The 18154-nt window shown below is 43.4% G+C and carries 10 protein-coding genes; all 10 read left to right on the forward strand.

From position 1 onward, the window contains the following. Positions 1-734 precede the first annotated feature (734 nt). A complete protein-coding gene (locus HMPREF9420_RS06815; protein ID WP_007134793.1) occupies positions 735-3827 on the forward strand; it encodes a SusC/RagA family TonB-linked outer membrane protein in 3093 nt (1030 codons plus the stop codon). Positions 3828-3852: 25 nt separating this feature from the next. After that, a complete protein-coding gene (locus HMPREF9420_RS06820; RefSeq protein WP_007134794.1) occupies positions 3853-5412 on the forward strand; it encodes a RagB/SusD family nutrient uptake outer membrane protein in 1560 nt (519 codons plus the stop codon). Between the two features lie 50 nt (positions 5413-5462). Continuing rightward, positions 5463-6482 (forward strand): glycoside hydrolase family 18, encoded by a 1020-nt coding sequence (locus tag HMPREF9420_RS06825; protein ID WP_007134795.1) that lies wholly within the window; start codon positions 5463-5465, stop codon positions 6480-6482. A gap of 44 nt (positions 6483-6526) precedes the next feature. Further along, positions 6527-7723 (forward strand): DUF1735 and LamG domain-containing protein, encoded by a 1197-nt coding sequence (locus HMPREF9420_RS06830; protein ID WP_007134796.1) that lies wholly within the window; start codon positions 6527-6529, stop codon positions 7721-7723. Positions 7724-8008: 285 nt separating this feature from the next. Next, positions 8009-12025 carry a glycoside hydrolase family 2 TIM barrel-domain containing protein gene (locus HMPREF9420_RS06835; RefSeq protein ID WP_044078820.1) on the forward strand — a complete coding sequence of 1339 codons (4017 nt, stop codon included), beginning with the start codon at positions 8009-8011 and terminating at the stop codon, positions 12023-12025. A gap of 374 nt (positions 12026-12399) precedes the next feature. After that, on the forward strand, positions 12400-12810 hold the full coding sequence (locus HMPREF9420_RS06840; protein WP_007134799.1) for an energy transducer TonB: 411 nt from the start codon (positions 12400-12402) through the stop codon (positions 12808-12810). A gap of 91 nt (positions 12811-12901) precedes the next feature. After that, on the forward strand, positions 12902-14407 hold the full coding sequence (locus HMPREF9420_RS06845) for a hypothetical protein (protein WP_248628084.1): 1506 nt from the start codon (positions 12902-12904) through the stop codon (positions 14405-14407). A gap of 289 nt (positions 14408-14696) precedes the next feature. Continuing rightward, the gene (gene ychF, locus HMPREF9420_RS06850) at positions 14697-15800 is read left to right on the forward strand and encodes a redox-regulated ATPase YchF (RefSeq protein WP_007134801.1); all 1104 of its coding nucleotides are present in this window, start codon (positions 14697-14699) and stop codon (positions 15798-15800) included. Positions 15801-15909: 109 nt separating this feature from the next. Continuing rightward, the gene (lgt, locus tag HMPREF9420_RS06855) at positions 15910-16770 is read left to right on the forward strand and encodes a prolipoprotein diacylglyceryl transferase (protein ID WP_007134802.1); all 861 of its coding nucleotides are present in this window, start codon (positions 15910-15912) and stop codon (positions 16768-16770) included. A gap of 1 nt (position 16771) precedes the next feature. Next, entirely contained in the window at positions 16772-17899 is a 1128-nt protein-coding gene (locus HMPREF9420_RS06860; RefSeq protein ID WP_007134803.1) for a DUF4253 domain-containing protein, read from the forward strand. Positions 17900-18154: the final 255 nt, after the last annotated feature.

Here is an 18154-nt window from a genome sequence, read left to right on the forward strand (position 1 = left end):
TTTTCGCGTTGTTTGACAAAACAAGGCAAAAAGCATGACCAAATGCATGACTTCAGACGACAACTCCACACAAAGCACACTGCAATATCAGGCAAAGAAAAACCCATAAAATAATCCTCGACAATAAAACGACGACGGCGGCGACCTTTTCTTTCTTTCTTTTCGTCGTTCTTGTTCTTAGTTCTCGTTCTTAGTTCTTAGGGAACTTAACTCCTTGATTATCAGTAATTCCATTTGTTAATTTATCTAAACCATTGAACACTCGCTGAGAAATGGGAGAAAATTGGAGTGAAAACCGAGCAAGAATTAAGGAAAATTCACAAAGTTTGAAAATGACTTTACGCTATAGAATCAGGGTTATGCCATTAAAGAATACACCTATAATATATATAAGGTGAAGACAAGAACAAAATGACGGACTTTACCTCATCTTTCTCCACCTCATTACGCACACCGAGAAATCATTTATTTCAGTCAACAAAAGCATTGAAATTACAGCGTAAACACACCCATAAACAACGATCATATGCCCTATTTTACTTTAGACTTTGAAGAAAACAATTTTTTTACTCGCCATAAAAGGTCTCAAATCCAAATACAATGATTTTTCCCGTCTGCTTTGTATGGTTTTACGGAAAATATTAATTATCTTTGCACACAGAATAAAACTTTATGTCAAATACCAACCTGACTAAAACCTTTGTTCTATCAACAACAACTAACCTAACAGGAAAATGCAGAGAAAAAATTATGCACTGCTGCCACAAATAAACAGGGCAGCATTAGTGGCTTGTTTAACTTTCACGTCTATTGCGTGGGGGCCAACGGCCAAAAGTTCAACTAACCTTCATTCAATGGCATTGCAACAAGCAACGCGCAAAACCATTACTGGTACTGTAACAGATGCTCATGGCGACCCACTTATTGGCGTGAGCATAAGAATTAAGAACGCACAGGGCGGTACAATCACCGACATTGATGGCAAATTCACCATTCAAGCGCCCGAAAATGCAACCATCGACGTATCTTATGTGGGGTATGTTACAAAATCAGTAAAGATTAATTCGGCGACTCCTTTAACGATAGTATTGGAAGAAGACAAGAAACAACTTAGCGAAGTCGTTGTAACCGCTTTGGGTATAAAGCGTGAATCCAAGGCCCTTACCTATAATGTACAAGACCTTAAAGGCAGCGAAGTAACGAAAATCAAAGACGCTAACTTCATCAATGTACTTGCAGGAAAGGTTGCAGGCGTTACGATTAATCAGAATGCTTCAGGAGTTGGTGGATCATCTCGTGTCGTAATGCGTGGAACAAAATCACTTTTTGGTGAAAACAATGCGTTATATGTATTGGACGGAATACCCATGCAAGGCCTACGTACAAAGCAAAGCGACAACTTTTATGAGTCAGTTGAAGTTGCCGATGGCGATGGAATTTCCAACATAAACCCTGATGACATCGAAAACATGTCTGTACTTACCGGTGCCTCAGCAGCCGCACTATATGGTAACCGCGGTGCAAACGGAGTAATCCTGATTACAACCAAGAAAGGAACTGTAGGCAAACCACGCGTATCTTTCTCTAACAACACAACCTTCTCAAGCCCATTTGTGACTCCAAAATTCCAAAACACTTATGGTCGTAAAGAAGGAGAGTTTGCCAGTTGGGGTGAGAAGTTGGAGCATCCCTCAAGCTATAATCCGCTCGATTTCTTCAATACAGGTTACAATGTCATGAATTCTGTGGCACTATCAACAGGTAGTGAAACCAATCAAACCCACATATCTATAGGTTCTGTGAATGCAGGCGGCATCATTCCCAAAAATAAATACAACCGCTATAACTTCACTTTCCGCAATTCATGGGATGTTATAAAAGACAAATTACAGTTTGATTTTAGCCTACTTTATGTAAGACAGAACACCAAAAACGGTATAGGTCAAGGTATGTATTATAATCCTTTGGTTCCAATATACCTATTTCCACCCAGTGATGACATTCAACGTTATGCCGTTTATGAAATGTATAATGCCACACGTAAGTTCAAGACACAGAACTGGCCATACGGAAACTTAGGCCTTGGCATACAAAACCCCTTCTGGATTGTCAATCGTAACAACTTCGATACAAAGCGAGAGCGTTATATTGGCAGTTTCTCTGCAAAGTGGAAGATTACATCATGGATGAACATTTTAGGCAGAGCGCGCATGGATAATGCTTATACAGATTTTGAACGCAAGCTATACGCCTCTACAGATGGGCTATTTGCCAATCCACCGGGTAACTGGATGACGCAAGAAGACAAGAATACATCTACCTATTTGGATTTCTTAGTCAACATAGACAAGCAGTTGAATGAAGACGTTAGACTCTTAGCGAACATTGGTGGAAGCTATTTTGATGAGAAATATAAGAGCCATGTGTTTGAAGGAAACCTTACACGTGTGCCCAATTTCTTCCATCCCTCTAACATGACACCATCAGAGAGCAGTACTGTTTATTCGAATCTACACACACAAACCCAATCGTTCTATGGCAAGGTAGAAGTGGGTTATCGCAATTTCCTATTTGCTGATGCAACAGGTCGTATCGACTACTTCTCTACTTTGTTAGGCACAAGCAAAGATTATGTGTTCTATCCTTCTGTAGGTGCATCTATTCTTCTCTCCGAAGTATTGCCACTCCCAAAGAAGATTGTTTCTCTGTGGAAACTACGTGGCAGTTATGCGCAGGTAGGTAATCCTCCTTCACCTTATCTTACACGTGAAGCCATTGCACTATCTAATGGTAATCCCGTAAGCGAAGCACACACACCAGCCGATCATTTGAAACCAGAAATGACCAAAGCATTTGAATTAGGTATGGATCTTCGCTTGTTTGAAAACAAATTAAACATTGCAGCGACCTACTATAATAGCAACACTTATAACCAGTTGTTCCGCTATAAACTTCCTCCAAGCTCTGGATATGAATACGCATTTGAGAATGCTGGTAAGGTGAATAACTGGGGTATTGAGCTCAGTGCATCTTATAACCAAAAGATAGGGCCTGTTGATTGGACCGCAAACCTCATCTACTCATTAAACCGTAACAAGATTAAGGAGCTATTACCAGAGTTTGTAACCGACCGCACAACAAACACTACGGTAAAAGCACCAACAGAGTTTGAGGTGTCTTCTGCTGAATCCTATAAGATGATATTACGCAAAGGAGGTACCATGTCTGACATTTATGCCACACACTTAAAACAAGACTATCAAGGCAATATCCTTGTTGATGGCAATGTGCAAAAGGATGATAACGACTTTATCAAGGTGGGTTCTGCAGCTCCCCGCTATAATTTATCCCTTCGCAACAGCTTTGCTTGGAAAGGAATAGAGTTCGGATTTATGATTGATGCACGTGTAGGTGGCGTTGTTGTTTCAGCAACACAGGCACTCATGGACCAGTTTGGAGTTTCTAAACAGACTGCAGACGCACGCGATGCAGGAGGAGTCAACGTAAACAATGGCAAGGTAAATGCAGAACAATACTATGCCGTTGTGGCAGGAGGACGTACAGGTCTGCTTGCACATTATGCTTATAGTGCAACCAATGTACGACTACGCGAGATGTCACTTTCGTATGATCTTCCCGAGAAATGGTTTACAAACAAGCTAAAAGTAAACCTCTCACTTACTGCACACAATCTACTGATGCTCTATAACAAAGCTCCTTTCGACCCAGAACTAACTGCCAATACCGGCACTTACTATCAGGGCTTTGACTATTTCATGCCACCCAGCCAGCGAAATATTGGCTTCAGTGTAAAAGTGAACTTCTAATTGCCAAAACAAGAACCATACTATAATGAAAAAGATAATTATAACATTACTGACATCCTCAGTATTCTGCATAACAATGAATAGTTGTTTAGATTCTAATCTGAATGACGACCCAGACAAAATTGCTCCAAAAGAATTAAACAAAGACAACCTTTGGGGTACTTACCTAACCTCGTTGCAACGTCATGTAGCCCCAGAAGACCAGAACGACTTCCAGCTTTGCGAAGATCTTGTAGGCAATATGTATGCAGGATATTATGCTGGCACCCAGAATTGGGAAGGCGGTTATAATGGAACCACCTATGCTTTCCCCGACGCTTGGAAAGACCGTCCGTTCTCAGTGGCCTTTACCAAGTTTATGAGTACCTGGGAAAACCTTCGTCATAAAACAGATTCTGCCAGCGTGCTCTTTGCTGTCAGCGAAGTGGTTAAAGTTGAAGCAATGCACAAAACAACGGATATTTATGGTCCAATACCTTATACTCGTTTTGGTCTTCAGAATCCTGTACCTTATGATTCCCAAGAAACCGTCTACAAACGCTTCTTCCAAGAACTCAATCATGCCATTGCTATTCTAACACGCTTCGATACTCAAAATGAAGGACAAAAGCCCTTAGCAAAGTTCGATCTCATTTATGGTAGCGACCTGAAGAAATGGATACGCTTTGCCAATTCACTCAAACTTCGCTTAGCAATGCGCTGTCATGCAGTCTATAATGATGCAAAAACCTTAGCCGAGGAAGCTGTAAATAATCCTTATGGCGTGCTTGAAGATTATCAAGATAATGCACAGATGCAGACAAACAATGCGCTGTCGTTTACTTATTTTAATCCTTTCTACAATCTTTATAGCCCAGAAGGCTACAACGAAGACCGCATGGGAGCTTCTATGGACGCCTATCTCAATGGCTTTGAAGACCCTCGTCTGCCAAAATTCTTTAAGACTACAGAAGATGGTTACTATCGTGGACTGCGCAATGGATTACGCAATGGTAACAAATTCCAAGGTGACCCCTATCTCTCAATGCCTACCATCACGCGTGGTACACCTTATGTTTGGATGACCGCAGCAGAGATTTGGCTACTCAGAGCAGAAGGCGCGCTGTTGGGTTGGAACATGGGTGGCGATGCAAAAACATTGTATGAAAAAGGCATCCGCTCTTCATTTGCTCAATATGGACTATCTGCAGAGGCCGACAACTATCTTGCAAGTACAAATACTCCCGCTGCTTATCAAGGATTAGATGGAAGTCCTTCGGCTGAAGCGCCCTCGGATATTACTCCTGCATGGGATGACAATGCAACATTAGAGAAAAAGCTTGAGCGCATCATCACCCAGAAATGGATTGCTATATACCCATTAGGACAAGAGGCATGGAGTGAATTCCGCAGAACAGGATACCCCAAAATTTATCCTATTGTGAATAATCTCAGCAACGGGAAAGTTAGTACCACTGAACAAGTGCGACGCGTTCCCTTCCCTGCAAGCGAGTATTCTGGCAACATGGGTGAGGTAGAAAAAGCCATCAAACTACTTGAAGGAGAAGATACTGGAGGCACAAAGCTCTGGTGGGATAAGCATTAATCTCGTCCAACTCATATTTTTATTCATTCTCAAATCACACATTGTACAACATGTATACAAAGAATATAATAAAATCATTTGTAGCCTTTACAGTGGCAACAATATCACTTGCCTCATGTAATACAGAGGTAGAACCTTTGGAAATCGTAAAACCCGAGGCTAAAAGTGAACAATATTATGCTGACCTTCGCGCTTACAAACAACGCAACGACCACGAAGTCTTTTTTGGATGGTTTGGTGGTTGGAACACAAAGTCAGCCAATATGCGTGGCTCTCTCCGAAGTGTTCCCGACAGTGTTGACATCATTTCTATTTGGAGTGGCACTTACGACAGAGAAGATCTTGAATATGTGCAGAAAGTGAAAGGTACGCGCGTAACCTTCACAATCTTTGCCCATAAAATACCAAAAGCCTTTATGGGCGGTGAGAACAAAGACCAAGTCACCCGCGAAGGCATTGAGCGTTACGCCGTCTCTTTGGTAGATACCATGAAGGCTTATGGCTATCAAGGCATCGATTTAGACTATGAACCAGGCTATCAAGACCCTGCAGGTGGCCCATTTACGGGTCCGTTGGTTGGCCCTTCCTATGTTTATCCAGACTATCGAGACAACATGGAGATCTTCGTTAAGAAGTTAGGAGAGTTCATTGGCCCCAAAAGTGGAACGCAATATCTACTCATCATCGACGGTGTTCCTTACGATGTAAAACCTGAATTGGCTGAATATTTCAACTATGGTGTCGTTCAAGCTTACAACAGTTCAAGTGCATCCAACCTACAAAGCCGTTTCAATCGTGCCGCATCTCGTGGGTGGAAGCCCGAACAATACATCTTTGCAGAGACTTTTGAAGGTCCAAATGCGGCAACAGGTGGCGTCAGACATCGATTAGAAGATGGCACCTATGTACCATCTCTCAGGGGTATGGCTGAATTCCTACCTATATATAATGGTAAGAAAGCTACTCGAAAAGGTGGCTGTGGCACATACCACATGGAGAATGATTACTACAATTGGCCTAACTATAAGTTCACTCGCCAAGCCATTCAAATAATGCAAAACCATCGTTGACATTGTAACAACCGAATAGATACTAACAGAAAAGAATTAAAATTATGAAACATATTATTAGACTTATACCCATTCTTATGACCTTATTGCTCATAAGTGCATGCAAAGAGGGTATTGAAAGCTACGATGGACTATACATTGTAGGCACTCAAGGCAAAGAGGTCACAGCCACACTCACCGTTGATGATGTTCCATCGGCTATCGCTGTAAACGTTGCTGCCAGCGAACCTACACATAGTGATGTTACGATTGACATGAAAGTTGAACCTCAGTTGGTTGAGTCTTTCAATAAAACACATAACAAAAACTATGAACTTCTGCCCCAGGCTGCTTATAAATTAGAAAACACTACCCTGCATATTGCATCGGGAAGTCACGTGACTGAAATGGGTCTAAAGCTGAGCATCATCGACCGAGATGCGATGAAATTCGGTACAACCTACGTTCTTCCAGTGAGCATCGACCGTGTAACAGGAACGAGCATGCCCGTGATTGAGGCTTCACGTACTATTTATTTGGTCGTCAATCAGGTTATCATTACCAAGGCAGCTAACCTTGAAGGAGGATGGCGTTACTATTATGCGGACTTCAGTAATAACAGCGGAAAGTTTGATACTCACGCTATGAAGAGCGTAACGTTTGAAGCACGTGTCAGATTCAGACAAATGAATTCATCCAGCACTAAGTGGTGTTATTCGGTCATGGGACTTGAAGAAAACCTCTGCTTACGTACTGCAGGAAGTGCAAAAACAGGTTGGAGACTGCAATTAGGTGACCCTAATGCCATGAGCTCAAGAGATGTTTTGCCAAATGATAAATGGGTACATTTAGCATGTGTATATAATGGTGAAACAGGAAAGAAATACATCTATATCAATGGTGAGCTTCAAGGTGAGACCACAGACAGCCGACATACCATCAGTTTAGCAAACGCTTATGGTCAAGATGACCTCTTCTATATAGGGCAATCTGCTGCCGACGACCGCCTTATGGAAGGCTGGGTGTGCGAAGCTCGCGTGTGGGCAACAGCCAGAACAGCTGCAGAATTGAAGAATAATGTTTGCTGGGTCGACCCAACTTCAAAAGACCTTGTGGCTTATTGGCGCTTCAATGAGGCACAGCAACAGGGCAACTACTGGGTTGTAACAGACCTTACAGGAAATGGTTACAATGCTTATTATTTCAGTTGGGGTGACAATGGCGTTCCTTCATTTGTCGATGGAGTGAGATGTCCCGAGTAATTCGCAACAGGAACAATAACAAGCCATAATGTCTCAAAAGGGGATGCATTTCACGTGCATCCCTTGTTTGATGACAGAAAGCCCACGTTTTGAAGCACAAAAGCAGCCATTTGAGGGACTAAAAGCCTTCATTTTACAGTGCCAAACGCCTCATTTCGCAAATGAAGAGTTGTAAACCTGCACGCAGTCTGCCTATGTTGCATCCCTAAAACAAGATAGAATATCAAAAGAAGCCTTTCTATACTAAGGCCAAAAAGAATATCATTCACTAACCTTTTACCCATTATGTATACACAAAAAGTAATTGCATTGTTGCTAACAAGCTTGATGGCGGTTCCCAGCATGGCTGACCAGACGCCCACACGTGGCTATCATTATGGCCAGGCAACAGCTCCCACAGGCAACGAATGGCAGGCACCCGAGTTGTTAGGATACAATAAACTTCCGGCTCGAGCCTTGTTTTCATCATTTTCTTCGGTGGATGATGCAAGAAAGGTATTGCCCGAATACGCCAAAGACTATATCTCGCTTGACGGCGAATGGCGTTTCCACTTCGCAAAGAATCCCGATGAACGCCCCAAGAACTTCTTTGAAAAAGGATATGACGACAGTAAATGGGACCTGCTTCAAGTGCCTGTAAGCTGGAACATGGCAGGCATTCAAAAGGATGGAACATTGAAATATGGTGTGCCCATCTACGTCAACCAGTGGGTTATTTTCAAATATAACATCGAACCAGGTGACTGGAAGAAAGGTGTGATGCGTGTTCCTCCAAAGAACTATACTACCTATGAATACCGCAATGAGGTAGGATCTTTCAAGCGAAACTTTGATATTCCTGCCGACTGGAAAGGCAAAGAGGTGTTCCTAAGCTTTGACGGTGTAGACTCATTCTTCTATCTTTGGGTGAATGGTCAATATGTTGGATTCTCTAAGAACTCTCGAAACACGGCACGTTTCGATGTAACCAAGTATATACATGCAGGCAAAAACGACGTATCTGTTGAGGTTTATCGCTCTTCAGACGGTAGTTTCCTTGAGGCACAAGACATGTTTCGCCTGCCCGGTATATTCAGAAACGTAAACATTACGGCTACTCCGAAGGTGCATATTGCCGATGTAAGGGCCATTCCTACCTACGACAATGGACAAGGAACCATTGCACTCAGCACCACACTACAAAACCTTACAACCAAAAAGGCGAAGGACTTATCTATCCGTTGGAGTCTTTATAAAAACAAGGTGTTTAGTGATGACAACGAGTTGGTGGCCACTTTCAATGACAAAAATGCTCAAACCGCCTGCAATGGCAATGCTAACAGTGAGCTACGCCAAACCATTACGGTCAGCCATGTGGCGCCATGGACAGCCGAAGAACCTAATGTTTATGTGTTGGTGGGTGAATTGATGCAAGGCAAAAAGGTGGTGGAGACCATCAGTTTCCAAACAGGTTTCCGCACAGTTGAAATCAAAGATACTCCTGCTCAGCAAGACGAATTCGGCTTGGCAGGCAGATATTACTACATCAATGGTAAGGCTTTGAAGCTCAAAGGCGTTAATCGTCACGACACAAATCCTTTGACTGGTAAGGTGATTTCGCGTGAACAGATGGAACATGAGATTATGCTCATGAAGCAAGCCAACATCAACCACATCCGAACTTCCCACTATCCTAACGATCCTTACTTTTATTATCTCTGCAACAAATATGGCATCTATCTTGAGAGTGAAGCCAACATAGAGAGTCATGAATATTTCTATGGCAAGGCATCGCTTTCACATGTTCCCGAGTTTGAGCCTGCTCACGTCGACCGAGTGATGACAATGGCCCACCAGTTAGTTAACCAGCCCAGCATTGTGATTTGGAGTTTAGGTAATGAAGCAGGTCCGGGCAAGAACTTTGTTGTGGCATACGACTCGCTGAAAGCCTTCGATGCGTCGCGCCCTGTGCAGTATGAACGCAACAACGACATTGTAGACATGGGCTCAAATCAATATCCCAGCATCGCATGGACAAACGAAGCAGTGAAAGGAAAGATGAATATCAAATACCCTTTCCACATCTCTGAATACGCTCATTCCATGGGAAATGCTGTTGGAAACCTTGTTGATTATTGGAAAGCTATTGAGTCTTCAAACTACTTTATGGGTGGAGCCATCTGGGATTGGATAGACCAAAGCATGTACAACTATACCAAAGAAGGCAAGCGTTACGCTGCTTATGGCGGCGATTTTGGGGATACTCCCAACGACGGACAATTTGTTATGAATGGTATTATCTTTGGAGATGAGACGCCGAAACCCCAATATTACGAGGTAAAGAAAGTGTATCAGTATATCGAAACAACTTGGAAGGATGCAAAAACTGCCACGTTGGACGTCTTCAACAAGAACTATTATGCAGACAATCTCAGCGATTATGAGATGGCTTATACCCTTACTGCCGACGGCCTAAACGTGAAACAGGGCACCATTGCGCTTGGAACGGTTGCACCACGCACGCATAAGACACTACAGATTGAAGGCCTCAACACCAACCTTGACCCTAACAAAGAGTATCTTTTGCATGTAACCTATCGACTGAAACACGATAAACCCTGGGCAAAGGCTGGCTTCATACAGGCTGAAGAGCAACTGCCGGTGCAGCCAGCAGCATCACGTCCCGTGCTCACGGCAAGCGGAAAACTGCGCACATCAATAGCCAACAACCGACTCACCGTGTCGGGCGACCGCTTCATCTCTACGTTTGATTTAGCCAAAGGCACGCTTTACAACCTGCAATATGGTGGGAAAACCATCATCGCTGATGGCTGCGGACCTGAACTAAACGCTTTCCGCGCATGGGTTAACAATGATAATTGGGCTTATGATGCATGGTATGCAAATGGTCTAAACAATCTTCTGCACAAATGCAATGCCTATACTACGCACACCAATCCTAACGGATCAATCTCAATTGTCTTTAACATCACCTCGCAAGCTCCATGTGGTTATCGCCTTGAAGGCGGCAATGCCAACTGGAAAAAGCTGATAACCTTTAACGATAAGCCTTTCGGCAAAGACGATTTCCACTTCAATAGTCAGGTGGTTTACACCATTTTCCCTGACGGAAGCATCGAAAGTGAGAGTTCGATAACCAGCAATAAGCCGACGCTGACACTTGCAAAACTCGGTTATACGCTGCGTATTCCGAAACAACTCCACGCACTCACCTACTACGGACGTGGCCCAATAGACAATTATCCCGACCGAAAGACTGGACAGATGATGGGTATCTATCAGCAAAATCAGGTTGAAAATGAATTTGTTCCATTCCCAAAACCACAGGATACAGGCAATCATCAGGACACACGCTGGCTTTCATTGACCGATGACAGCGGTGCCGGTGCGCTGTTCATAGCCAAAGACCGAATGAGTTTTTCAGCCCTTCCATGGTCTGACAACGCCCTTGCGATGGCCAATCACCCCTACGAATTGCCCAAGAGTGAACACACTTATCTGCATCTTGACATGGCTATCACGGGATTGGGAGGTAACAGTTGCGGACAAGGTGGCCCGCTAATGCAAGACCGAGTGATGGCAACGCCTCACACGTTTGGCTATATCATCCGCCCCGTAAACACGAAAGCGCCTCAGGAACTCACCCAACAGGCCAACGTAAGTGCCGCTGGAGTGACTCCACTTACCATTATGCGGGATGCCGAAGGATATGTTACCATTGATGCAAATGCACCAAACGCGGACATCTTCTATACCACAAATACGGCGAAAAAGCCTGTAAAATATACCGGAAAGATAAAGTTCCGCAATGGAGGAACTATCACTGCATGGACCAAAAACAATGACTGGATGAAAGCTTCTCAAACATTCTCACGCATAGAGAGCATTCCTCTTTCAGTTGTTTTCGCTTCAAGTCAGGAGAATGGTGAGGGAGATGCCACCCTTCTTACAGACGGAGATCCCGACACTTACTGGCATACGATGTACTCGGTCACGGTAGCTAACTATCCGCATTGGGTTGACTTTGACTGTGGAGAGACAAAAACCATCAAGGGTTTCACCTATCTGCCAAGACAAGATAGCGACAATGGCAACATCAAGGGCTATCGAATCCTTGTCAGCAACGATGGAAAGACCTGGAGTAAGCCTGTTGCAGAGGGTGCATTTGAGCACAACCGAAAGGAGAAATCCATTCTCCTTAGCAAGCCCGTCAAGGCTCGTTTCGTCAGATTTATGGCGCTTAGTGAACACAACGGCCAAGACTTTGCCACCGGAGCTGAGTTCAAAGTGCTTGAACAATAAGCCTTCTCACACGATAAAACCATAAAAAGAGAGCGGACTATTGTTGCAAACCAACTGCAATGATAGTCCGCTTTTTGATGGAGTATGATTGAGATGTTTTCGCATATTCATGGATATCCTTTTTCAAAGAAAGGCATTTCACACGGAGAAATCGGTCAAATGATCACGCAATTCCATTCAAAAAACAGCACCATTCGACCCAAATTATAATGCCGTGAACGTCAATGAAATACGAGGTTTGCGCCATTTATGGATAAAATTAAAGCTTTGTGTAAACCTGTGTAACGTTTTATTTGATAATCAAAAAAGGTTTTTCTACTTTTGTATCGTCATGACAAACGTTAATATTACAAACCCTTTAATTTGAAACAAAAATGAAAACAAGAAAGAATGTGAGTTTGAAGGTGGCACTGATGATGCTTGTGCTGCTCTTCAGTTTTATGACTTCAACGGCTCAAACGAAAAAGAACGATATGGTGTTTGACGTAGTTGAAGTGATGCCTCAATTTCCGGGAGGCCAAATAGCAATGCTGCAATACCTCATGAAAAACATTAAATATCCCGAACAAGCAGTGAAAGAAGGCATTCAAGGACGCGTAACGGTGAGATTCATCGTTGAGAAAGATGGCAGCATTAGTGATGTAAAACCTGTCCTTTCTGTGCATCCCTTATTAAATAAAGAGGCTGTTCGTGTGGTAAAAAGCATGCCAAAATGGACTCCCGGCAAGCAGAATGGCAAGCCAGTACGCGTGCGATTCAACCTACCTGTAATGTTTAAGCTCTAGTAAAAGGATGCAAAGGCACTGCCTTTTTGGTTTAATATTCATCTTCTTTGTTGCGGGATGCCAGGTGAAGCAGCCCCGCAACAATCACCTTTTGCAGATAGACAGTCTGCAAAGAATTGCTCCCGACTCAGCATTCAACCTGCTCAACGAAAGTAATTCTTTATGTTTGACCATAGAAGATAAGGCCTATTACAGCCTGCTCTATTGTGAAACATTCCTGAAAAAGCCACTTTCCTTCGGAACAAACCAACGTATTGATACGCTGATTCAATACTTTCAACAACAAAACGAACCTGAGTTCTATGCGCGGGCCTTGCTTTGTAAAAGCCTAAATCAATATAAACAAGGGGCATATAAAGAGGCATTGAGCAACGCCATTGCAGCCGAACAAGCTACTGAAAGCAATGACAATTATCAGCAATGTTTGGTCAACCAGAACTTGGGGCGCATCAATCTTGACAATGGTTGCTATGAGCGCGCCTTGCAACAATTCATGAAAGCCACGGCCAACGCACAGCATGTAAAGGGAAACAAAGCCCTCGTTGCCGAATGTTATCTATTGGAAGGTCGCGCATATAAACGACTTCGGAAGAATAAAAAGGCTATGCAATGCCTGCAACAAGCCTTAAACGAGGTGGACAAACGAGAACAACATCTCTATGCCGAGATACTAACGAACTTGGCAAAATGCTATCTTGACAACCACAACAGCAAGAAAGCACGCCAGCTTCTCATTGCAGCCTATGCCATTGATGACACGAATAACGCGGCAATGCTCATTGGAAATCTGTGGCAAGCCAAAGGAAAGTCCTCTATTGCAAAGGATTATTGGTATCAGGCGGCTAACAGTAATGACTATGAAACGCAACTTGCGGCACTCGACTCTCTATTGAAACTCGACCCCAAAAATGTCTTTCTGTTACAACTATACCAACAAACAACACGCTATGCACCACGATTGAATACTGACGAAATAGCCCAGTTGCAAACTGATTTCGAACAAGCCATCCTGCAAAAGAAAGCTTATGAGCGCATCAACTTCTTGTTGGTGGCCCTGATAGTGTTGATAATCTCAGCGTTTTTTGGCTACCATTATTATAAACGTAAACTCAAAAGACTCCGCCAACACCTAAGCAGTATCAACGCACGCTACTTGAACGACCTTGAGCAATATCAGCAAACGCGTGCAGAAATCAAACACCTTGAACAACGCATTGCGGCTTATCAGGAAGACAAACAGCAGCCTGAGCAATGGAATTTGAATCCCGCAATGGTCACAAGTGACTGCGTTTTCACCCTACATCGACAGGCAGCGCGAGGTGAAATGGCGACAGACAGCCTCTGGCAAGCCCTCAATCAGCTCATGGCAAGCCACGATCCACACCTGTTTAACTTGCTTATTACACACAATCTCAACGACAAAGAGCGCCACATTTGCATGCTCATTAGGCTGAGATTCATCCCAAGTGAACTTTCAACCTTATTGGGAATAAGTCCACAAAACGCTACAAACTTGCGCCAACGCCTATTGATTAAACTCTTCACTGCAAAGGGTGGAGCCCGTGATTTCGATGAAAAAATAAGAGCGGTTGAATAAAAGGAGTTAGCAGATGGAATGGATTTCGAGCACATTTCATAAGTGTTTCGATAACCACTCACAGGTGATTCCACAACCTTCTGTAAGGCTTCGTGACTAAAAACGTTTCATTTTCAATCATTCGCTCACGCACTCCATATTCTTCTTTCAGCTTTTATTCGCGATTTTCTCCTTTTATTCTTAAAAGTTTTCCATTCGTTTTTACTCTTAAAACTTTTTGTGTATTTTTGCAATCAGAAACAAATGAGCGTCGGATTACAATTCCGATGCAGAAATAAAAGATTAAAACATGGCTTTGAAATGTGGAATTGTAGGTCTTCCAAACGTAGGAAAGTCTACACTATTCAATTGTTTGTCGAGTGCAAAGGCGCAGTCGGCGAACTTCCCTTTTTGTACAATTGAACCGAATTTAGGGGTGATTATCGTTCCCGATGAACGGCTAAATAAGCTTGCAGAGATAGTACATCCGGGACGAATTGTACCAGCTACCTGTGAGATTGTAGACATAGCAGGACTTGTTAAGGGTGCTTCGAAGGGCGAAGGACTTGGGAATAAGTTCCTCGGAAACATCAGAGAGTGTGATGCTATCATTCATGTCATCCGCTGTTTTGACGATGATAACATCGTGCGTGAAGGCGGAATGGCCGTTGATCCATTGGAAGATAAGAGCATCATTGATACCGAATTGCAACTCAAAGACCTTGAAACCATCGATGCACAACTTAGTAAACAGCAGAAGGCGGCAGCCGCAGGAAACAAAGATGCAAAGCTAATGTGCACGGTGTTAGAGGCATATAAGGCTGTGCTTGAACAGGGAAAGAATGCCCGCGAGGTGACTTTTGAGAGCAAAGATGAGCTACAAGCTGCCCACGATTTATTCTTGTTGACCACCAAACCGGTGCTCTATGTCTGCAATGTAGACGAAGCCAGTGCTAAAACGGGCAACGAATATTCGCGCCGAGTAGAGGAAATGGCAGCGCAAGAAGGTGCAGAAGCCATGATAATTGCAGCCAAGACAGAAGAAGATATAGCCTCTTTGGAGACCTATGAAGATAAGAAAATGTTCCTCGAAGAACTTGGTTTGGAGCAAAGTGGAGTCAATCGACTGATTAAAAAGGCTTATGCACTGCTGAATCTTGAAACATTTATCACCGCAGGTGAAATGGAAGTGAAGGCTTGGACCTATCATAAAGGTTGGAAAGCACCCCAATGTGCGGGCGTCATTCATACCGATTTTGAGAAAGGTTTCATTCGTGCTGAGGTCATAAAATACGAAGATTACATCAAGTATGGCTCTGAATCAGCCGTTAGAGAGGCTGGAAAGCTCGGCATAGAAGGTAAAGACTATGTTGTGCAGGATGGCGATATTATGCACTTTAGGTTTAATGTGTGATCGCGATTCAACAGCATCTTGAAGCTGACAGAATACAAATCGTTAAATAAAATACCGCAAACACTCTCGCCCTTCCTATGTGGAGAGCCTGAGAAATAGGTGACATCTTATGCTAAACTACATCATTTGGAATCCCGATGTCTATCTTTTTCAGATAGGAAACTGGGGCATACGCTGGTATTCAATGTGCTGGCTGATTGGACTTGTTGGTGCTTATTTCATGGTACGTTGGTTGTTTTTCCATCAAAACATCGCTGTAAAGACAGTCGTTATTGACGGAAAGAAACAGGAGGTTAACGTCTTTGATCCCCTCTTTCTCTATTGCTTCCTTGGCATATTGATAGGTGCTCGCTTAGGACATTGCCTCTTTTATCAACCCGATTACTTTCTTTCTTCAGGCACACACTTTATAGAAATGATTGTGCCGTTTAAGAATTTGCCCGATGGTTCGTGGCATTTCGTGGGCTATGAAGGCTTGGCAAGTCACGGCGGTACACTCGGATTGATGTTTAGTTTGTGGCTATATTGTCGCAAATATAAAGTCAAAATGTGGCAGGTTTTGGATGATATTGCCATCGCAACTCCTATTACTGCCTGCTTCATTCGATTGGGAAACCTAATGAATAGTGAGATTATTGGCAAGGTGACTGATGTGCCTTGGGCTTTCATTTTCGAGAAAGTTGATAAGTATCCACGCCATCCTGGCCAGCTCTATGAAGCCAATGCATACGCCGTTTTCTTCTTTGTGGGCTGGTATTTCTATAAGAAAGGCAAGCACCCCGTAGGCAAAGGATTTTATTTTGGCCTGTGCATCACGCTGATATTCGCCTTCCGTTTCTTCATCGAATACACCAAAGACATTCAAGTTAACTTTGAGTCGGGCATGCTCTTCAACATGGGACAGCTACTCAGTATTCCCTTTGTACTTCTCGGAATCTACTGCATGATTAGAGCAAACAAGTCAAATTAGGATGATGAATCAGTCTACGCTCTACGTGTTTTTGGCCATCTCTGGGTTTGTTCTGATGTTCGTTGCCCTGTTTTATCCACGTAAGAAAGAGAAAGAAGAGCAGGCCAAAAGCGACTTAGCAACGCTCCTTGAACAATTAGACTGGCCTGGTGTGCGCCGTTTTATATTCAAAGAGCTGTGGGGTTGGATTGCCCTTGCCCTGTTGGCAACGGCCTTTCTTATCGTGTGTATCATCAAAAACTACAGAGTTATCTTTGCAGTGAGCATCGTAGCAGTCTTCTATTACCGCCTGTATAAGTATATACGACTCCTTATTCTCGTAAAACATAACATGCAAAAGACGGCAGACTATAGAGACGTTACAGCCCACAGCGAGACCATGCTCAATGACTTTACGACATTCATAGACTGCCCTTATACCATACTCTCAGCCAAAACAGCCGGTGAAGAGATAATGAAAACCTATGTGCAATGCCTTGAACGAGGACGCAAAGAGGGCTTCTGGCCACTGCTCATCTATGTGAGACAAGAAAACCTTGAGGCTATGCTGACACAGATGAAGGCTGCAAATGGCGACATCGAACGCGTCAGAACATATCGTAATGAGATGATGAACTATCCCCTACCCGATGCCAAAGTGCTCTTCGATCAGTGGCTAAACGAGTGCATAAATGTAAATAAAGACCTGGGTAAAGACTGGCTAAAGGAGTTGATGGGAGAGCCAACTGAGGTCGAACTTTCCACCACTTTCCTCATTGATGACACGTTTGAAGGCCGGCTGCTTCTTTGCGAAGTACCCGTTAAAGAGCCTTGGCAGTTGCTGGCATGGTGCCCAATAGACATCGTGAGTCCCGCCATTTCAGCCACACAAAACATGGCTGTTGCGAAATATCTCTACGAACATCATAAGGTGATTCCTGCCTTCATAGACTACCAGTTGATAGATTTCCTTCCACAAAAGCCGATTCCCGACGACGAGATTGAACCGCTTGCACTCAATCTTTTCAGCTATTGTCCCGACTGGATTTACCAGGATTTCTTCAACTTGGCTAACGGAAAGCAGATGATTAAAGATGCAAAGGTGTGGACAATGCTATGGAGTGTTGAACCCATCGAACCCTATGAATAACATCAGGTGAAAGACCTTAGTAAGAGACGAAACAGGGAGGAAGTTATCACGGCTTTCCTCCTTTTTTATTGTTCCCATAAAGTGAGGAAACAAAATGCGTCAGATGGTCGTATGAAATGAATGGAAAGAGGGCATCATCTGACGCAAAACATACGATAAAATCACACAAATTGAAAACCTATTAAAACCCTACGGCCTTTCAATAGCAGTTGCATTGAAAGGCCGTAGGAATGGATAGCGTTTGTGCTATCCCTT

The organism is Segatella salivae DSM 15606, from assembly GCF_000185845.1.
GTDB lineage: Bacteria > Bacteroidota > Bacteroidia > Bacteroidales > Bacteroidaceae > Prevotella > Prevotella salivae.

What these genes read in the sequence shown, in the direction of transcription:
- HMPREF9420_RS06815 (WP_007134793.1), top strand. Translation starts at nt 735, where the DNA reads ATGCAGAGAAAAAATTATGCACTGCTGCCACAAATAAACAGGGCAGCA.
- HMPREF9420_RS06820 (WP_007134794.1), top strand. Translation starts at nt 3,853, where the DNA reads ATGAAAAAGATAATTATAACATTACTGACATCCTCAGTATTCTGCATA.
- HMPREF9420_RS06825 (WP_007134795.1), top strand. Translation starts at nt 5,463, where the DNA reads ATGTATACAAAGAATATAATAAAATCATTTGTAGCCTTTACAGTGGCA.
- HMPREF9420_RS06830 (WP_007134796.1), top strand. Translation starts at nt 6,527, where the DNA reads ATGAAACATATTATTAGACTTATACCCATTCTTATGACCTTATTGCTC.
- HMPREF9420_RS06835 (WP_044078820.1), top strand. Translation starts at nt 8,009, where the DNA reads ATGTATACACAAAAAGTAATTGCATTGTTGCTAACAAGCTTGATGGCG.
- HMPREF9420_RS06840 (WP_007134799.1), top strand. Translation starts at nt 12,400, where the DNA reads ATGAAAACAAGAAAGAATGTGAGTTTGAAGGTGGCACTGATGATGCTT.
- ychF (WP_007134801.1), top strand. Translation starts at nt 14,697, where the DNA reads ATGGCTTTGAAATGTGGAATTGTAGGTCTTCCAAACGTAGGAAAGTCT.
- lgt (WP_007134802.1), top strand. Translation starts at nt 15,910, where the DNA reads ATGCTAAACTACATCATTTGGAATCCCGATGTCTATCTTTTTCAGATA.
- HMPREF9420_RS06860 (WP_007134803.1), top strand. Translation starts at nt 16,772, where the DNA reads ATGATGAATCAGTCTACGCTCTACGTGTTTTTGGCCATCTCTGGGTTT.